Genomic DNA, 17,358 nt, shown 5'->3' with positions numbered 1-17,358 from the left:
CGCGCTAACGCCGGACCCTCGAAGGAACCTGATGGGTCCCTTCTGACACCTCCGGAGGTGTTCGTGAAGGGCTACGCCCGACCTATATCAGCGGTGAACGACCCAGCCACGCTCGGTCAGGACGTCGACCAACTGGTCGACCGACCCCGGCTTGACGGCCAGTTCGACCTCACCGACCGGGCGGCCCGGGCTGTGGTCGATCCGCAGGTCCTCGACGTTGGCGCCGGACTCGGCGGCGTCCGCGAACAGCCGGGCCAGCTGCCCCGGCCGGTCCGGAATGGTGACCAGAACGGTGACCAGGTCGATGTGCGGCGCACCGTGCTTACCTGGCACCCGGACCGCACCCGAGACGCCCTGGCCGAGGATCGTGGTCAGCTCCTCCGCCGCCTCTTCCTTGCCCAGGGCAACGAGAACGCGGTCCAGTTCGCCGCGGATCTGTTCCAGCAGACCGGTCAGCGCGGCCGAGTTGGCGGACACGATCTGGGTCCACAGCTTCGGGTCGCCGGCTGCGATCCGGGTCACATCCCGAACCCCCTGCCCGGACAGCTGCAGGTGAGAGTTCGGCGCGTCGACCAGCGTCCCGGCGGCCAGGGCCGACATCAGATGCGGCAGGTGCGAGACGCGCGCGACCGCGAGGTCGTGGTCCTCGACCGACAGCTCGACCGTCCGCGCGCCGGACGCCTCGGCCAGCCGCCGGACGAGCTCGACTGCTTCGAGTGTGCTGGTCTCGTGCGGCGTGATGGCCCAGGTCGCACCGTCGAACAGGTCTGCTCGTGCGGCGAGGGGCCCGTTCCGCTCCGACCCCGCCATCGGGTGACTGCCGACGTACCGGCTGAGGTCGCCGGTCAGGCGCGCCGCGTCGGCGAGCGGCTTCGACTTGACGCTCGCGGCGTCGGTGACGATCGCATCGGTCTGCTCGAGCTGCTCGGCGACGACCTCACCGACATGATCCGGCGGTACGGCGACCACCACGAGCTGCGGCTCGATCTGGACCAGCCGCGACCCGGCCCCGATCCGCTCGGCCATCAGCGCGTTGTCCGGGTCGGCGTCGACCAGTTCCACCACCACGCCCAGCCGGGCCAGCGCGAGGCCGATCGACGTACCGATCAGGCCGGCACCGACGATCCGGACCGGCCCGCGCAGCTCGGTCATGGGGCCTCCCGGCCTGGACTGAGGAGCGCAGGGAGCGAAGCGACTGGAGTGACGAGGGAAGGCCGGGAGCCAAGGCCCCATGACCACGCCGGTGCCGAAGGCCCGGCCAAAAGCACCGTCACTGCGACCCTCACTGGGCGCCCGTCAGATCCGGACGGAGAGCGACCGCACCGTGCAGGTAGACGTGCTGGATCTTCTCCCGGGACCGCGAGGACTCGGCGTGCACCATCATCCGGACCACCCGCGGCAGCGCGTGCGGAACGTCGATCTCCTGCATGCACATCAGCGGTACGTCGGTCAGCCCGATCTGGCGCCCCGCCACGGCGGGAAACTCCGAGTGCAGGTCCGGTGTGACGGTGAACAGGATGCTGATCAGGTCCTCGCGGTCCAGATCGTTCGCCTCCAGGACCGCCTTCACCAGCTCGGCGGACCGCTCGAGCAGGTGCTCGCGCTCGTCCACCTCCAGCTGGGTGGCCCCCCGGATCGCCCGTACCGCCACGTGCTCGCCTCCTTGGTCGTCTACCCCAACCCTAGGTCAGAGTAGCCACGGAGTGGACAGCCGTCTCGGATTGTGCCTCGGCGGCGTCGACGGTCTGCTCCAGCAGGAGGGCGATCGTCATCGGTCCGACCCCGCCCGGGACCGGTGTGATCAGGCTCGCCACCGCGGCCGCCTCGTCGAAGTGGACGTCCCCGACGTTGCCCTCGTTGTACCCGGCGTCGACCACCACCGCACCCGGCTTCAGCCAGTCATCGCGGACGAAGTTCGGCTTGCCGACCGCCGCCACCACGATGTCCGCGGTCCGGACGATGTCGGGCAGGTTCGTGGTCCGGGAGTGGGTGTAGGTGACGGTCGCGTTCGATGCCAGCAGCAACATCCCGGCCGGCTTACCGAGGATCGGGCTGCGGCCGATGACGACCGCGTGCGCTCCGGCGATCGGTACGTCGTACGCCTCGAGCAGCCGCAGGATGCCGCCAGGCGTACAGGACCGGAACCCGGGCTCGCCGAACGCCATCGCGGCGAACGCGTGCATGGTCACGCCGTCGACGTCCTTGGCCGGGTCGATCGCCTCGAACGCGGCCCGCTCGTCGATCTGCGCCGGGACCGGGTGCTGCAGCAGGATCCCGTGCACCTCCGGGTCCGCGGAGAGCTTGTGCAGCTCATCGACCAGCTCCTCGGTCGTGGTCTCCGCGGGCAGTACGACGCTCCGTGACCCGATGCCGGCCTTCTTGCTCCGGCTCTGCTTCATCCGCACGTACGTCGCCGACGCGGGGTCGTCCCCCACCAGCACGGTCGCCAGACACGGCTGCACGCCGGTCTTCTCCTGCAGGATCCGGGCCCGGTCAGCCGCCTTCGCCACCATCTCGGCGGCGAGGTCGGTCCCGATCATCAACTTGGTCATCCGCGCACTCCTTCGGGCATCGAGAGGGTGCCCAGGCGCGCGGCGAAGCCGGATCTACCAGCAGACCGTTCCCCGGTGGTTGTCCACCTCAACGCCAGTCGCGGTCCGTGGACAAGCCTACGCGACGAACCAGGAGCGGCAGTCCTCCAGCCCTTCGACCCGGACGGATCCGCCGGCCCAGTCCTCGCGGGTGAGACGGAGCCGGTCCGAGATCACCGGCTGACCGTCCAGAACGTCCCGGGAGATGCCGTCCGGGCGATAGCCCAGCTTCCGGGACACCCCTTGCGAGCCGGCGTTGTCCTGGAACACCTCGGTCAGCGCCGCCACCGCGTCCAGCCCCTCGAAGGCAAGGTGCAGCAAAGCGACCCGCGCCTCGGTGCCGAATCCTTGGCCGTGGTGCGGCACGCCGAGCCAGGACCACGTCTTCACCTCACGGAGCACGGCGAAGTCCTGAGCTCGCAACGCGACGATGCCGAGCGGCGTCCCGTCCCGGAACACGCCGAGTTCCAGCTGCCAGTTCTGCGGAGTCCACGAGGCCAGGGAGCTCCAGTACCCCTGCAGCACACTCCGGGCGCGTTCGGCCGGTGGCACCTCTGTCCACGGGGTCAGGAAAGGCCGCTCCCCTGGCTTGTGGACGCCATTTGCGGCGACGTCGGCCAGCGCGGCGAGTTCCTCCTCGTCGGGCTGCCGGAGGACGAGGCGGTCGGTGGTCAGCCGGAGGCGGCGCAGTGGCCAGTGGTCGGTCAGCACGCCGCCATCCTGGGCTGTAGTCATAGTCCGGGCAACCTAGTTTCCGGGCCGGTGCAGGATCACTTCGTGGACCTGCGGCGGTACGGCGCCGGACGCCCAACTGATCCGGATCGCCTCGATGGTGGTGGCCGGGATCGTCACCGCGCTGTAGGCAGCCCCGACTTGTCCAACCTCCTGCCAGCCCGCACCGGTCCGAATCTCCAGCCGGCCGACGCCGGTCGCAGTGCCGGCCTGCAGCACAGTGATCCGGTCGACCGCGGTGGCCGAGGACAGTGCAACAGTGAGCGCGTCATCCGTCGTCGGGGCCGTCGCCGCGACGTACGCCGTACGCACGTCACCGTCGACCGCGTCACCGAATGACGAGCCTGTCGCCGGAGCCGGCGTACCTGTTGCCGTGAGCACCAACTCGGAGCCGTCGGTGACCTGGATCGAGAACTCCCGGACCACGAGCCAGTACGACGGGTTGTCGGCCAGGGCTCGGTAGCGGACGTACCGGGCCGTGGTGTTGGCAGTGAAGCGAACCTCCGCAGTGGTGGCACGCGTGAGCTCGGTCCAGCTGGAGCCGTCAGTGGAGTACTCGAGGACGCCGGAGTGGATGTAGTCCTGCGGGCTGCCCGACTTGCCCATCAGTACGGCGATGTCGCCGATGGCACGGGGTGCGCCGAGATCGACACGGATCTCGTCACCGGCCACCGGCGCACCGTTGCTCCAGAAGAACGTCGACTCGTCGCCGTCGATCATCCGGTCGGGGACGTTCTCGGCGTACGTGCCCTGCGAAGCCGACGCCGTACGTCCAGGCTCGATGCCCATCCACTGGTCGTGGACCCGGCCGGCCTCGGTCAGGAACGCGTCGGCCACGCCCTCGCCGATCCTCGGGTAGGTGTTGGAGTGCGGCAGGCGGGTGTCACGGATCGCCTCGGCTTGGGTGACCAGCTGATCGATCCGCTGCCGGCTCGTCCACGCGGCCGCGCCGTTGCCGTCGGCCACTTCATCGAGCAGCCGCAGCGACCGCTCCAGCGCTTGACCCCACAGCACGGTCGCGTCGAGCCACGCCTTTGCTTCGTCAGCGAACGCTGGGTCCTGCACACCGCGACGGAGCTGCGCGGGTGCCTTCTCGATCGCGGTGAAGTAGGGCTTGATCGCCGCGATCGCCTCGTCGCGATCCCCTGCCGTCCAGGTCGTCCAGAACTTCTGTGTCTTCGCCGCCAGCACCGGCGCGCTCTCCGGGTGCAGCGTCGAGTCGTAGGTGTTGAGGTCGGCGAAGACCTCGAGCGCCGCGATCGTCTTGTCGTCTCCCCCGGCGCGTTCGGCGATCGCCCGGTGCCAGGAGGCCTGTTCGTCGTACCGGGCCGGGTTCCAGCCGAGCTCGGCGAACGAGTAGAGGGCGAGCTTGCTGACCGCGGCCTGGTTCATCGGGTTCGAGATCACGCCGGCGACGTGCTCGGCGATCCCGGGCCCGCGACCGCTGTAGTCGGCGAGCAGGATGCGGCCGGCCGCGTAGTCGTTGACCGGATAGTTGTCCCAGATCAGGATGTCGTGGCCGAACACGGCCTTGGCCTGGGCCGCTTGTGCGGTCGTGATCGTGCGCGGGACGACGCCGATACCGGTCCAGTGCACAACCACCGCACTGTCGAGCTGCTCCCGCAGCGCCTTCTTGTACGGCGTCTCGGACACGTTGTAGTACTCGGTCGGAACCATCTGCAGCGGGGCGAGATCCGGCTTGCTCGCGACCCACTCGCGCTGGATCCGGTTCAGCAGTTCGCTCTGCGCCTGACCGGCCGCACCGCCGCCGGTGCCGTACTTCTCCCGGTCCTCCGGGCAATGCCAGGTGTTGTAGTCGATGTCGTCCAGCGGCACGTTGAACGCCCGCGCACCCAGCGCGTAGAGCGCCTCGAACTTCGCGATCAGCGCCTGGTAGTCGCTGTCGGAGGTGTAGCAGATCGACAGGCCGGGCGAGAGCGCGAAGGTGAAGTCGACCTTGTTGCGCCGGCCCCGCTCGATCAGTTCGCCGAGCTCGGCCAGCTTGTCGGCCGGGTACGGGTCGCGCCACTGCTCGCGGTGGTACGGGTCGTCCTTGGGCGCGTACTCGTAGGTGTTCATCCGGTGCGCGCCGAGGTAGTCGAGGTGATCGAGCCGGTCGGCGTGCGACCACGGCGTACCGTAGAAGCCCTCGATCGAGCCGCGGTACCGCATCGTCGGCCAGTCGCGGATCTCGACGCCGTCCACCTCGTTGCCCTGGACAAGCTGTGCGAACGTCCGCGCGGCGTAGTACGTGCCGTCGGTGTCGACGCCGTCGAGCACGACGTGCTTGCGGCCGATGGCGAGGACGTAACCCTCGGCCGGTAGCCCGTCGGCAGGCTCGACGTTCAACTGCCGCAGCGCCTGCTCGCTCCCACCCAACCAGATGGTCACGTCGGCGGGCTGATCACGAACGATCCGTACGCCGGCCTGCTCGAGCGACTCGCGGACGATGCGTTCGGCGTCCGGGTCGGTGGTCGGGCCGTGAACCAGGCCGACGGTCCGGCCGAGGTGGAACCCGTCCGGGCGGGTGATGGTCTGCTGAGGTTCTGGCGTCACCGGCGCCGCCCCCTTCGTGGTGCCGGCCAGGGCGACAGCGGCCGGGACGGTCATGGACTGGACGACAAGCGCGAGCAACAGCAGCAGAGCGAGACGGCGCATGAGCAACTCCTCGGGCGGAAGGCGTTTGCTCTTACCATCCACTCAGTGCGCAGACCTGCTCGTCAAGCGCCTGGCGTGACCAGTTCCAGTCAAGAAGGCCGACCGTTGGTCCGGAGCCAGTCAGAGCAGACCGGCGTGGTCCAAGGCCAGGTAGGCGGAGTCGATCCCGGTCATCGCGCCGGGCGTGCGCAACTCGGCCCGGAACTGCGCGACGGTGAGCTCGACCGGGACGCAGTCCTCGAACTCGTCCAGCGCCTGGCGACCGTCGGGACGGCAGCCGCGGGCGATGCCGATGTACTTGCGAAAGACCGAGGACGCCGCCGCCCAGGTCCAGGTCACGACCTCGAACGACTCGCAGGTGTACCCGGTCTCCTCCTCGAGCTCGCGGGCACCGGCCACGGCCGGGTCCTCGCCGACCTCGACCAAGCCGCCCGGCAGGTTGGTGACGACCTGATCAGGCCCCGGCCGGAAGATCCGGATCGTCACGATCCTGCCCTCCGGCGTCAACGGCAGCACGGTGATCCCGGACGTGATCCCGTCAGCGGTCTTCGGCCCGAAGACATCCCAGTCCGCCTCCCGCCCATCCGGCAACCGATACCGCCGCTGATTCACCGTCAAATACCCATTGAACCCCGACCGCTCCTCCAGCAGCTCCCACACCGCCGGGTCCTGGGGCTGACGCGACTCAGCCGCCACGGAGTCCGCGGCGGCTGAGCCAACTACCGAATCGTTCACAGCGGGCGGTCGTTGTCCGGCTCTTCCGGCGGGGCGACCGGTACGTCGTCGTCGGCCGGTGCGACCGGGGTGTCACCGGCCGCCTCCGCGCTCTCGTCGGTCTCCTCCGCCTTGTCGGCGGCAGGCTCCGTCGGCGTGGTGTCCGCGGTGGACTCGGACAGGATCCGCGCCAGCGTCTCCTCCGAGATCCGCTTGAACTTGCGCACCTGGGTCCGGGTCCGGTCCAGGACGGCGACCTCGATCTGGTCCGGGGTCAGCTCGCGGACCTCGTTGCTGTCGTGCCCGAGCGCGTCCACCGCCAGCCGGAGCGCCCCGGCCAGCGAGATGCCCTCCTGGTAGTGCTCGCCGACGTAGTCCGCGACCTGCTCGGCCGGCCCGCCCATCACGGCGTACCCGCGGACGTCCGCGATCGAGCCGTCGTAGGTGAGCCGGTAGATCTGGTCCTCGGCCGTACTGGTGCCGATCTCGGCGACCAGGATCTCCACCTCGAGCGGCTTCTCACCGCCGGAGGAGAAGATCGCGCCCAGCGTCTGCGCGTAGGCGTTGGCGAGCGCCCGGCCGGTGACGTCGCGCCGGTCGTAGGAGTACCCGCGCATGTCGGCCAGCCGGACGCCGGCGATCCGCAGGTTCTCGAACTCGTTGTACCGGCCGACCGCGGCGAACGCCATCCGGTCGTAGATCTCGGCCACCTTGTGCAACGCCGGCGACCGGTTCTCCGCGACGAACAGGATGCCGTCGGCGTACTGCAGGGCGATCGCGCTGCGGCCCTTGGCGATGCCCTTCCGGGCGAAGTCGGCCCGGTCCCGCATCAGCTGTTCGGGCGAGACGTAGAACGGAACGCTCATCGAAGGTGTCGTCCTCTAATCAGTCGATGGGGCTGTGTCGGTTTCATCGGGGATCAGGTCAGGGTCGCCGAGGCCGGCCCGTCGGGGCGCCGGTGCCGCTCGGCCCAGACGCGGTCGACGATGTCGGCCACCTCGTCCTCGGGCAGCCGCTGGTAGCCGTCCGCCGTGACCACGCCGACCACCGGGAAGATCCGCCGCAGCATGTCCGGCCCGCCGGTCGCCGAGTCGTCGTCGGCGGCGTCGATCAGGGACTGGATCGCCACCGTGACGCAGTCGGTCGCGGACAGGTCCTCGCGGTAGAGCTTCTTCAGCGCGCCGCGGGCGAACAGCGAACCCGAGCCGACACTGTGGAAGTGGGTCTCCTCGTACCGCCCGCCGGTCGGGTCGTAGGAGAAGATCCGGCCGCCCTGGAGGTCCTCGTCGTAGCCCGCGAACAGCGGCACCACGGCCAGGCCCTGCATCGCCATCGCCAGGTTGCCCCGGATCAGCGCGCTCAGCCGGTTGGCCTTGCCGTCCAGGCTGAGCGTGGTGCCCTCGAGCTTCTCGTAGTGCTCCAGCTCGACCTGGAACAACCGGACCATCTCGATCCCGAAACCGGCCGAGCCGGCGAACGCGACCGCGGAGTACTCATCGGCCGGGAACACCTTCTCGATGTCACGCTGGGCGATGATGTTGCCCATCGTGGCGCGCCGGTCCCCGGCCATCACCACGCCACCGGGGAAGGTGGCCGCGACGATGGTGGTCCCGTGCGGGACGTCGGCGGAGAAGTCGGCCGACCCCAGGCTGCGCCGTCCCGGCAACAGGTCGGGCGCGTGCCCGGCCAGGAAGTCCATGAACGACGAGCCACCTGGGGTCAGGAAGGCTTCCGGCAACCGGCCGGAGGCATCGAAAGTCATCGAGCGGTTCACTCCCCACCCTTTTGCACGAACCCGCGGACGAACTCCTCGGCGTTCTCCTCGAGCACCTCGTCGATCTCGTCGAGGATCGAGTCGACGTCCTCGTCGAGCCGCTCCTTACGCTCGGCGACGTCCTCGGACGTCTCGACCTGCTCGACCTCTTCCTCGGTCGTCGAACGCTTCGGCTGCTTGTGCTGCTGCCCGCCGTCCTTCGCCATGGCACACACCTCCTAGAACCGCATGGAAGGCCGCCCAACCGGCCTCCTACAGCGACCCTACCCGGCAGCACCCCCAGTGATGGTGCGAACCAGGTCACTCGCGGTGTCGCACTGGTCCAAAAGTGCTCCGACATGGGCTTTAGTGCCCCGCAACGGATCCAAAGTCGGGATCCGCTGCAGCGATTCCTTGCCCGGCAGGTCGAAGATCACCGAGTCCCAGGACGCGGCCGCCACCTGCGGCGCGTACTGCTGCATACAGCGGCCGCGGAAGTACGCCCGGGTGTCGGTCGGCGGGTGCGAGACCGCCATCCGGATCTCCTCGTCGCTGACGAGCCGCTGCATCCGGCCGGCCTTGACCAATTTGTAGTAGAGACCCTTGTCCGGGCGCAGGTCGGCGTACTGCAGGTCGACCAGGTGCAGCTTGGAGTCGTCCCACTCGAGGCCGTCGCGGTCGCGGTACGACTGCAGCAGTTTGAGCTTGGCGACCCAGTCCAGCTGGTCGGAAAGTTTCATCGGGTCGGTGGCCAACTGGTCGAGCACCTGCTCCCAGCGGTGCAGCACGTCCTTGGTCTGCCGGTCCGCGTCGTCGCCGTACTTGTCCTCGACGTACTTGCGGGCCTGCTCCAGGTACTCCGTCTGCAGTTGGACGGCGGTCAGCTTGCGGCCGTCCTTGAGCGTCATCAGATGGGTGCAGGTCGGGTCGTGACTGACCTCGTGCAACGCGGTGACCGGACGGTCCACACTCAAGTCGTCGGTCAGCCAGCCGTCCTCGATCATCGACAGCACCAGACTCGTCGTGCCGACCTTGAGGTACGTCGAGATCTCGGACAGGTTCGCGTCGCCGATGATGACGTGCAGGCGGCGGTAGCGGTCCGGGTTCGCGTGCGGCTCGTCGCGGGTGTTGATGATCGGCCGTTTCAGCGTCGTCTCCAGGCCGACCTCGACCTCGAAGTAGTCGGCCCGCTGGCTGATCTGGAAGCCGTGTGCGGTGCCGTCCTGGCCGATCCCGACCCGGCCGGCACCCGTCACCACCTGACGGCTCACGAAGAACGGAGTGAGGTGGCGCACGATCGACGCGAACGGGGTCGAGCGGCGCATCAGGTAGTTCTCGTGCGAACCGTAGGACGCGCCCTTGTTGTCGGTGTTGTTCTTGTACAGGTTCAGCGGCGGCGCGCCGGGGATCTGCCGGGCCTGCCGGGCGCCCTCCATGATCACCAGCTCACCGGCCTTGTCCCAGACCACCACGTCGCGCGGGTTGGTGGTCTCGGGCGCGGAGTACTCCGGGTGGGCGTGGTCGACGTACAGCCGGGCGCCGTTGGTGAGGATCACGTTGGCCAGGCCGGTCTCCTCGTCGGTGAGCTGGCTGGAGTCGGCCACCTCCCGGCTCAGGTCGAAGCCGCGCGCGTCCCGCAGCGGGTGCTCCTCGTCGAAGTCCCATCGGGTCTTGCGCGCGAGCGGCTGCGTCTGCGCGTAGCCGTTCACCACCTGGCTCGAGGTCAGCATCGGGTTGGCCCCGGGCTGTCCTGGAACCGAGATGCCGAACTCGGTCTCGGTCCCCATGATCCGCCGAACACTCATGCGAACGAGCCTACGCGGTGGAGGCGACTAAAGCCGTTGCTGTGTCCACAGGGTTACGTGTGAAACTTCCCGGGTGGACGAAATCGTGGCGATCCTGGACGAAGACAACCATGTCACCGGATCGGCACCGCGATCCGTGATGCGCCGCGACAACCTGCGGCACGCGGCGACCGGCGTACTCGTCCGGAATCCGGCCGGTGACGTCTACGTGCACCGCCGGACGCCGACCAAGGACGTCTTCCCGGCGTGTTACGACTTCTCCGCAGGTGGTGTCATAGCCGCCGGCGAGGATCCGTACGACGCCGTCGTACGCGAGCTGGCCGAGGAGCTCGGCATCAGCGGCGCGGACCTGATCAAACTGCCGGAAGGCGACTACGCCGACGAGTCCACGAACTACCACGCGTACCTGTACACCTGCGTCTGGGACGGCCCGGTGACCCACCAGCCCGAGGAGGTGTCGTGGGGCGACTGGATGTCTCCTGCGGACCTCGTCCGGCGCCTTGACGAGTGGCCCTTCGTCCCCGACACAACCGCGTTGCTAGGTCCGTACGTCAGAAGCCTCGTCTAGGGCTCAGCGGGGCGCTGGAGCGGCTCTGAGGGCCGGTCAGCGGGTGTTGCGGCGAGCGGTGGTGCGGGCCAGGTTGATGCCGACCAGACCGGCCCAGCTGACGACCATGCCGACGAGGCCGACCATGTCGGCCGCGATGGCGGTGATCGGGATGGCGGCGACGACCGAGATGATCGCCAGGGCGAGGCCGCCCGGATCGGTTTCCCGCGACTTGAGACCGGCCATCTCCAGGGCCCGGTCCTGCTGCCGGAAGTCGAGATCCTGCCCCCGGCGCGCGGCGTCCCGGGCGTCGAGCTTCTCGAGGAAGCTGTCGATGATCTCGTCCTCGTACTCCGGCCCCAGCTCCTGCCGCGCGGCCGCCGCCGCCCGCAGGTCCTTGCGCAAGTCGTCCGTCGCCATACCAGCACGGTACGTCCGCGACTGCCGCCGAGGAATCCGGGGAAACCCCGGACCGACCCCCTTGCCGCACCCGAACTGCGACTGCCCCCGGACAGTGGATGTCCAGGGGGCAGTCGGGTCCGACGGATTACAGGTACTGACCCGTGTTGGTGGCCGTGTCGATGGAGCGGCCCGGCTCGGTGCCCTGCTTGCCGGAGATGAGCGTACGGATGTAGACGATCCGCTCGCCCTTCTTGCCGGAGATGCGGGCCCAGTCGTCCGGGTTGGTCGTGTTCGGAAGGTCCTCGTTCTCCTTGAACTCGTCCACGCACGCCTGCAGCAGGTGCTGCACCCGCAGACCCTTCTGGTTGTCGTCCAGGAAGGCCTTGATCGCCATCTTCTTGGCCCGGTCGACGATGTTCTGGATCATCGCGCCCGAGTTGAAGTCCTTGAAGTACAGAACCTCCTTGTCACCGTTGGCGTAGGTGACCTCGAGGAACCTGTTCTCGTCGGCCTCGGTGTACATCCGCTCGACGGTGCGCTGGATCATCCCGTTCACGCACTCGCCCTTGTCGCCGCCGAACTCGTTCAGGTCGTCGGCGTGCAGCGGCAGGGTGGTGGTCAGGTACTTCGAGAAGATGTCCCGGGCCGCCTCGGCGTCCGGCCGCTCGATCTTGATCTTCACGTCCAGCCGGCCGGGTCGCAGGATGGCCGGGTCGATCATGTCCTCACGGTTCGAGGCACCGATGACGAGCACGTTCTCCAGGCCCTCGACACCGTCGATCTCGCTCAGCAACTGCGGGACGATGGTGTTCTCCACGTCGGAGGACACACCGGATCCGCGGGTGCGGAACAGCGAGTCCATCTCGTCGAAGAACACGATCACCGGCATCCCCTCGGACGCCTTCTCCCGGGCCCGCTGGAAGACCAGCCGGATGTGCCGCTCGGTCTCGCCGACGTACTTGTTCAGCAGCTCCGGACCCTTGATGTTGAGGAAGAACGACTTCTGCCCCTCCACCCCGGTCCGCTCGGCCACCTTCTTGGCCAGCGAGTTCGCCACCGCCTTGGCGATCAGCGTCTTGCCGCAGCCGGGCGGGCCGTACAGCAGCACGCCCTTCGGTGGCTTCAGCTCGTGCTCGAGGAACAGGTCCTTGTGCAGGTACGGCAGCTCGACCGCGTCCCGGATCTGCTCGATCTGGCCGGTCAGGCCGCCGATCTGGGTGTAGTCGATGTCCGGGACCTCTTCGAGGATCAGCTCCTCGACCTCGGACTTCGGGATCTTCTCGTAGACGTACCCGGAACGGGCCTCCAGCAGCAGCGAGTCACCGGCCCGCAGGGGGATGTCGAGCAGCGGCGACGCGAGCCGCACCACCCGCTCCTCGTCCGCCTGCGCGATCACCAGCGCCCGCTCGCCGTCGGCGAGCAGTTCCTTCAGCATCACCACGTCGCCGACGACCTCGAAGTCGCAGGCCTCGACCACGTTGAGTGCTTCGTTCAGCATCAGTTCCTGGCCGAGCTTCAGCGCGTCCAGGTCGACCGACGGGCTCGCCGCGACCCGCAGTTTGCGGCCACCGGTGAACACGTCCAGCGTGTCGTCGTCATTGCGTCCGAGGAAGGTGCCGAAACCGGACGGCGGTTGGGCCAGCCGGTCGACCTCCTCCTTCAGGGCGATGATCTTCTCTCGCGCCTCCCGCAGCGTTTCGGCCAGCCGCTCGTTCTGAGCGGTGACACTCGCCAGGGAGGCCTGGGTTTCGGACAGTCTGCTCTCGAGCGACCGGCTGTCCGCCGGGTGCTCGAGCAGCCGACGCCGCAACGCTGCGACCTCGGCTTCCAGGTAACGGACCTGGTTACGCAGCTCTGCCGCGGTAGGGCTCTCGTCTCCAGCCACGATCATCACCTCACCATGTGGGGCTCGACCCTATGGACCTTACCCAGAAAACCTCACCGGGCAAGCTGAATCCCATCACGTGTCGGTTGCGGATCAATCCGTTGCTCTCGGCATGTCTTCGGAGGTTTCAGAACGATCCGTAGCGCCGGCTGTGACACGACGCGGTCCGCTGTAGTCGTCGCCGTACGCACCAGGCGCCGGGCGGCGCTTCTTGCGGGGTGCCTGAACACCGTGCGCCATCCTGCGCGCGGTCACCAGGAACGCGGTGTGACCCTGCATCCGGTGTCCCGGCCGGACCGCCAGTCCCTCGACGTGCCAGTCCCGCACCAGCGACTCCCAGGCCCGCGGCTCGGTGAACTCGCCATGGGCCCTCAGCGTCTCCACAAAGCGGCTCAGCTGCGTCGTGGTGGCGACATAGGCACACAACACCCCACCGGGTGACAGCGCCTCTGCGGCGGCGTCAACGCACTCCCAGGGCGCCAGCATGTCCAGCACGATCCGGTCCACGTCCCGCTCGTTCAGCTTCTCGACCAGATCGCCGACCTCGAGCCGCCAGGCCGGGTGCTCACCGCCGAAGAAACCGGTCACGTTCTTCCGCGCGACCTCGGCGAAGTCCTCTCGCCGCTCGAACGAGATGACCTGCCCGTGGATCCCGACCGCACGCAGCAGCGCGGTGGTCAGCGCACCGGAGCCGGCACCGGCCTCGACCACCTTCGCACCAGGGAAGATGTCGGCCATGGTGACGATCTGCGCGGTGTCCTTCGGATAGATCACGGCAGCGCCACGCGGCATCGAAACCGAGTAGTCAGCCATCAGGGGCCGGAGTGCGAGGTACTCGACGCCGCCCTTGGACTTGATCACGACCGCGTCCGGGCCGTCGATCAGGTCGTCGTGCGCGATCCCGCCCTTGGTGGTGTGGAAGATCTTCCCGCGCTCCAGGAACACCGAGTGCCGGCGGCCCTTGGAGTCCTGCAGGGTGATCCACTCCCCCTCCTGCAACGGGCCGTGATGGACACCGGAGAACGCCTGGTCAGGAAAGTCGCGCAAGTCAGCCATAAGGCGCTCACCTTACTGTGCTTTTGGCCGGGCCTTCGGCGCCGGCAGGGTCATCGACCGCGGAACGCCCGCTCGATGTCCGCGGTGGCCAGGACTCCGTAGACGGAACCGGTCGCGTCGAGCACCAGGTACTCCGAGGCAGGGTGCTCGCGGATCGTCTTCAGGATCTCCTCACCGGTGTCGTTGACGCCGATGATGTGGCCCGCGCCGATCGTGGTCGCGACCTCGCTGACGTTGGTCCACGGCCGCTGGTTCGGAGCCACCGCGGCGACCGCGGACTCCGACACCAGCGCGTGCGGCTTGCCCTCGCCGTCGATCACCACGACCGCACCGGCCTGCCCCTCGCCGGCCAGCCGGACCGCCTCCGAGATGGGCGTCCCGGAATGGACGGCGATCGCGCGCCGGGCCAGGGTCCGGACCTGCAGCGCGGGCAGCTTGCGCTTCAGCCGGGCCTGCATCAGCGACGCCGTCGACCCCATCCAGAGGAAGAACCCGACCGCCAGCGCGATGACGAAGTCGATGATCGTGGGTTGCCGGCCCCAGATCTCCTCGAGCAGGACAGGCGCCGCCAGCACCGTGATGGCGAGCAGCCGGCCACCCCAGGCCGCCACGATGGTGCCGGTGTGCATGTTGCCGGTGAGCTTCCAGACCAGCGCCCGCAGCACCCAGCCGCCGTCCAGCGGGAGGCCGGGCAGCAGGTTGGTCACGCCGACGATGAGGTTGGCCACGCCGAGCTCCCACAGGGCGACGTACCCCACGCCCTCGTCGAAGGCGCGGGAGCCGAGGTACGCGAGGCCGCCGACCACCAGTGAGGCGACCGGGCCGACCACCGAGACGGCGAATTCCTCGAACGGTGACTTCCGCTCGCCCTCGATATGCGTACCGGCCGCGAAGAAGCCGAGGTTGATCTCCGAGACCCCGATGCCGAACCGCAGCGCCATCAGCGCGTGGGCCAGCTCGTGCAGCAGGATCGACACCGTGAAGGCGACCACGAAGGCGAACGAGGCCAGGTAGCGCCAGTTGCCCAGATCGGGGAACTGCTGCCCGATGATCGCGGCGAACCCGATCGCCAGCAGCATCGCCACCGGCAGCCAGGTGAACCGCATGGTCAGCCGGATCCCGCGGACACGACCGAGGACCCAGGTACCGGGCGGCGGCGGGCCGGCCGGCTGGGCGGGGCTCTGAGGATCACGCGGTTCTGGCATCGACCCAACGCTACTTGCCCGGCGGTAACTCCGTGCTACCTACCCACACAATTCCATCTCAGACACCGACGTTCAGCTTGGCGACGTACCCGCTGCCGACATCCCCGGTGACGGTGGCGAGCTGATGGACGCCGTCGTCGTCGCCGAACACGTTGTCGTCCTCCAGCGAGGTCTGCTGCATGTTCTGCGCGCTGCCGTCGTACCCGTCGGTGGCGTAGACGGTGTTGCAGACGTCCGCGGGGAAGGCCAGCTGCGAGGTCGCGCTGATCTTTCCGGCGGCGGTCGCCTCGGACAGGCTGGAGTACACCTCGAAGTGGATGTGCGGCCAGCGGCCCATGTACGCGGCCGGGAAGATCGAGGTGAAGGTGACCTTGCCGTTCGCGTCGGCCGCCTGGACGCCGCGGAGGTAGTTCTCGTTGGTGACACCGTCGGAGTAGAGCGAGTAGCGGCCCTCCGCGTCGCAGTGCCACAGATAGACGGCCGCACCGGCCAGCGGCGTGTCCTTGTCCGCGTCCAGGATGGTGAGTTCCACGGTCAGCGGTACGCCGGTCGCGACGCCCGAGGCGGAGCCGAAGGACTGGGTGATGTCCTTGCGGACGATGCCGGATTCGGTCAGCACGTTCGGGCCGTTGGAGCCGTCGCCCGGGTACGGGCCGGCAGTCTCCTGCGGGATCTCGTCGACGTCGGTGGTGGTGCCGGTCGTAGTACTGGTGGTGGCGCTCGGGGTGCTCGAGGTCGTCGTCGTACCGCTGGTGGCCGAGTCGGTGGCGTTGTCGGTCGAGCAACCCGCCATCACGGCGAGGCCCGCGCCGGCGAACAGGCCGAGGAACCGCCGTCGCTGCAGCGTGCCGAGGTCGTACTCCAGGCCCAGGTCGTGTTCGCGCGGCGGTTTCTGCGGAGGGGTCATCAGAGGCTCCTTGCCGGTGTTGGTGGCACCAGCCTGGCAACCCGAGCCGATGGTTCGCCGAAAGTCCGCTGTGAGTTTCCTGGGAACTCCGACCGGTTTTCCACAGGCCCGGGGTGGGTGCACGCGAAGTGTCGGTGGGCTCGCCTAGGGTTCAGGCATGAGTGTTGCAGCCGCAGCCGATCTGCACGGCCATCCGCGCGGGGCGTTGTCGCCGTCCCGGGCCGCGGATTTCATGAGCTGCCCGCTCAAGTACCGGTTCCGCGTGATCGATCGGCTGCCGGAGAAGCCCTCGGCCGCCGCGGTCCGGGGCACTGTCGTGCACGGCGTGCTGGAGCGCTTGTTCGACCTGCCGCGGGGTCAGCGGACGCTGGAGCACGCGGCAGAGATGCTGGAGCCGCAGTGGCAGCAGGTGCTGGCGGCGGAGCCTGAGGTAGCGGAGCTGTTCGTCGAGGACGCGAGCGGCGAGGAGCTGGCCAAGTGGCTGGCCGAGGCGCACCAGCTGCTCGGTAAGTACTTCACCTTGGAAGACCCGAACGCGCTGGAGCCGGCCGAGCGGGAGCTGTACGTCGAGACCGAGCTCGACTCGGGCCTGGTGCTGCGGGGCTACGTGGACCGGCTCGATGTCGCACCGACCGGCGAGATCCGGGTGGTCGACTACAAGACCGGTCGCTCGCCCTCGGAGTTCTTCGAGGCGAAGGCGCTGTTCCAGATGAAGTTCTACGCGCTGGTGCTCTGGCGGCTGCGCGGCGTCGTCCCGGCGATGCTGCAACTGGTCTACCTCGGCAACGGCGAGATCGTCCGCTACATCCCCGACGAGGCGGACTTGCGCGCTTGTGAACGCAAGGTATCGGCGCTGTGGATGGCGATCACCCGGGCCCTCGAGTCCGGCGACTGGCGCCCGAGCCCGGGGCCGCTGTGCGAGTGGTGCGACCACAAACCCCTCTGCCCGGCCTGGGGTGGCACTCCCCCGCCGCTGCCGACCCGCTCGGTCGAGGAGGTCGCCGCCGAGTCCGCCGGAGTAGACCTCGTAGGTGTCGACGGCTGAGCCCCGATCCGCGGATCCTGGCAGCGCGGATCGAGGCTGAGGAACCCGGTCCCGATAC

General features: G+C 68.6%; 17 protein-coding genes and 1 riboswitch. Of the genes, 2 read left to right on the top strand and 15 right to left on the bottom strand.

Annotation, left to right across the window (positions count from 1 at the left end; genetic code table 11):
* Positions 1 to 87 precede the first annotated feature (87 nt).
* From ACGFIF_RS29750 to dop, 10 genes are all read right to left on the bottom strand, one after another.
* Entirely contained in the window at positions 88 to 1,152 is a 1,065-nt protein-coding gene (locus tag ACGFIF_RS29750) for a prephenate dehydrogenase (protein ID WP_393159015.1), read from the bottom strand.
* Positions 1,153 to 1,282: 130 nt separating this feature from the next.
* On the bottom strand, positions 1,283 to 1,651 hold the full coding sequence (gene aroH, locus ACGFIF_RS29745) for a chorismate mutase (protein WP_393159014.1): 369 nt from the start codon (positions 1,649 to 1,651) through the stop codon (positions 1,283 to 1,285).
* Positions 1,652 to 1,682: 31 nt separating this feature from the next.
* Positions 1,683 to 2,552, bottom strand: a complete 870-nt coding sequence (locus ACGFIF_RS29740; RefSeq protein ID WP_393159012.1) for a bifunctional 5,10-methylenetetrahydrofolate dehydrogenase/5,10-methenyltetrahydrofolate cyclohydrolase — start codon at positions 2,550 to 2,552, stop codon at positions 1,683 to 1,685.
* Between the two features lie 22 nt (positions 2,553 to 2,574).
* Positions 2,575 to 2,664: riboswitch (ZMP/ZTP riboswitch) on the bottom strand.
* A gap of 5 nt (positions 2,665 to 2,669) precedes the next feature.
* Complete coding sequence (locus ACGFIF_RS29735; RefSeq protein ID WP_393159010.1) at positions 2,670 to 3,326, bottom strand: GNAT family N-acetyltransferase; 657 nt, start codon at positions 3,324 to 3,326, stop codon at positions 2,670 to 2,672.
* A 12-nt stretch (positions 3,327 to 3,338) separates the two neighbouring features.
* On the bottom strand, positions 3,339 to 5,981 hold the full coding sequence (locus tag ACGFIF_RS29730; protein WP_393159009.1) for a beta-N-acetylglucosaminidase domain-containing protein: 2,643 nt from the start codon (positions 5,979 to 5,981) through the stop codon (positions 3,339 to 3,341).
* Positions 5,982 to 6,101: 120 nt separating this feature from the next.
* Entirely contained in the window at positions 6,102 to 6,641 is a 540-nt protein-coding gene (locus ACGFIF_RS29725; protein ID WP_393159008.1) for an NUDIX hydrolase, read from the bottom strand.
* Positions 6,642 to 6,712: 71 nt separating this feature from the next.
* The gene (gene prcA / locus ACGFIF_RS29720; RefSeq protein ID WP_393159007.1) at positions 6,713 to 7,561 is read right to left on the bottom strand and encodes a proteasome subunit alpha; all 849 of its coding nucleotides are present in this window, start codon (positions 7,559 to 7,561) and stop codon (positions 6,713 to 6,715) included.
* Between the two features lie 53 nt (positions 7,562 to 7,614).
* Positions 7,615 to 8,457 carry a proteasome subunit beta gene (gene prcB / locus ACGFIF_RS29715; protein ID WP_393159005.1) on the bottom strand — a complete coding sequence of 281 codons (843 nt, stop codon included), beginning with the start codon at positions 8,455 to 8,457 and terminating at the stop codon, positions 7,615 to 7,617.
* A gap of 8 nt (positions 8,458 to 8,465) precedes the next feature.
* Positions 8,466 to 8,675 carry a ubiquitin-like protein Pup gene (locus ACGFIF_RS29710; RefSeq protein WP_132210376.1) on the bottom strand — a complete coding sequence of 70 codons (210 nt, stop codon included), beginning with the start codon at positions 8,673 to 8,675 and terminating at the stop codon, positions 8,466 to 8,468.
* Between the two features lie 57 nt (positions 8,676 to 8,732).
* A complete protein-coding gene (gene dop / locus ACGFIF_RS29705) occupies positions 8,733 to 10,253 on the bottom strand; it encodes a depupylase/deamidase Dop (protein WP_393159004.1) in 1,521 nt (506 codons plus the stop codon).
* Positions 10,254 to 10,326: 73 nt separating this feature from the next.
* Here dop and ACGFIF_RS29700 point away from each other — a divergent pair, with 73 nt between their 5' ends.
* Positions 10,327 to 10,821: an NUDIX hydrolase gene (locus ACGFIF_RS29700; protein ID WP_393159003.1), complete on the top strand. Its 495-nt coding sequence runs from the start codon at positions 10,327 to 10,329 to the stop codon at positions 10,819 to 10,821.
* Positions 10,822 to 10,857: 36 nt separating this feature from the next.
* On the opposite strand, the gene ACGFIF_RS29695 is transcribed toward ACGFIF_RS29700, so the two are convergent.
* The 5 genes from ACGFIF_RS29695 to ACGFIF_RS29675 form a co-directional block, all read right to left on the bottom strand.
* Complete coding sequence (locus ACGFIF_RS29695; RefSeq protein WP_393159002.1) at positions 10,858 to 11,220, bottom strand: hypothetical protein; 363 nt, start codon at positions 11,218 to 11,220, stop codon at positions 10,858 to 10,860.
* A gap of 127 nt (positions 11,221 to 11,347) precedes the next feature.
* On the bottom strand, positions 11,348 to 13,093 hold the full coding sequence (gene arc / locus ACGFIF_RS29690) for a proteasome ATPase (protein ID WP_337010603.1): 1,746 nt from the start codon (positions 13,091 to 13,093) through the stop codon (positions 11,348 to 11,350).
* 87 nt (positions 13,094 to 13,180) lie between these two features.
* Entirely contained in the window at positions 13,181 to 14,143 is a 963-nt protein-coding gene (locus tag ACGFIF_RS29685) for a tRNA (adenine-N1)-methyltransferase (RefSeq protein WP_393159000.1), read from the bottom strand.
* Positions 14,144 to 14,193: 50 nt separating this feature from the next.
* Positions 14,194 to 15,348 (bottom strand): site-2 protease family protein, encoded by a 1,155-nt coding sequence (locus tag ACGFIF_RS29680; protein ID WP_393158998.1) that lies wholly within the window; start codon positions 15,346 to 15,348, stop codon positions 14,194 to 14,196.
* A 58-nt stretch (positions 15,349 to 15,406) separates the two neighbouring features.
* On the bottom strand, positions 15,407 to 16,255 hold the full coding sequence (locus ACGFIF_RS29675; RefSeq protein WP_393158996.1) for an intradiol ring-cleavage dioxygenase: 849 nt from the start codon (positions 16,253 to 16,255) through the stop codon (positions 15,407 to 15,409).
* Positions 16,256 to 16,412: 157 nt separating this feature from the next.
* On the opposite strand from ACGFIF_RS29675, the gene ACGFIF_RS29670 reads away from it, so the two are divergent.
* Complete coding sequence (locus ACGFIF_RS29670) at positions 16,413 to 17,300, top strand: RecB family exonuclease (RefSeq protein ID WP_393158995.1); 888 nt, start codon at positions 16,413 to 16,415, stop codon at positions 17,298 to 17,300.
* Positions 17,301 to 17,358: the final 58 nt, after the last annotated feature.

The organism is Kribbella sp. NPDC049174, from assembly GCF_043197365.1.
Classification (GTDB): domain Bacteria; phylum Actinomycetota; class Actinomycetes; order Propionibacteriales; family Kribbellaceae; genus Kribbella.
Note: the sequence above shows the minus strand (reverse complement) of the source record. Positions and strands in the feature narration are given on the sequence as shown.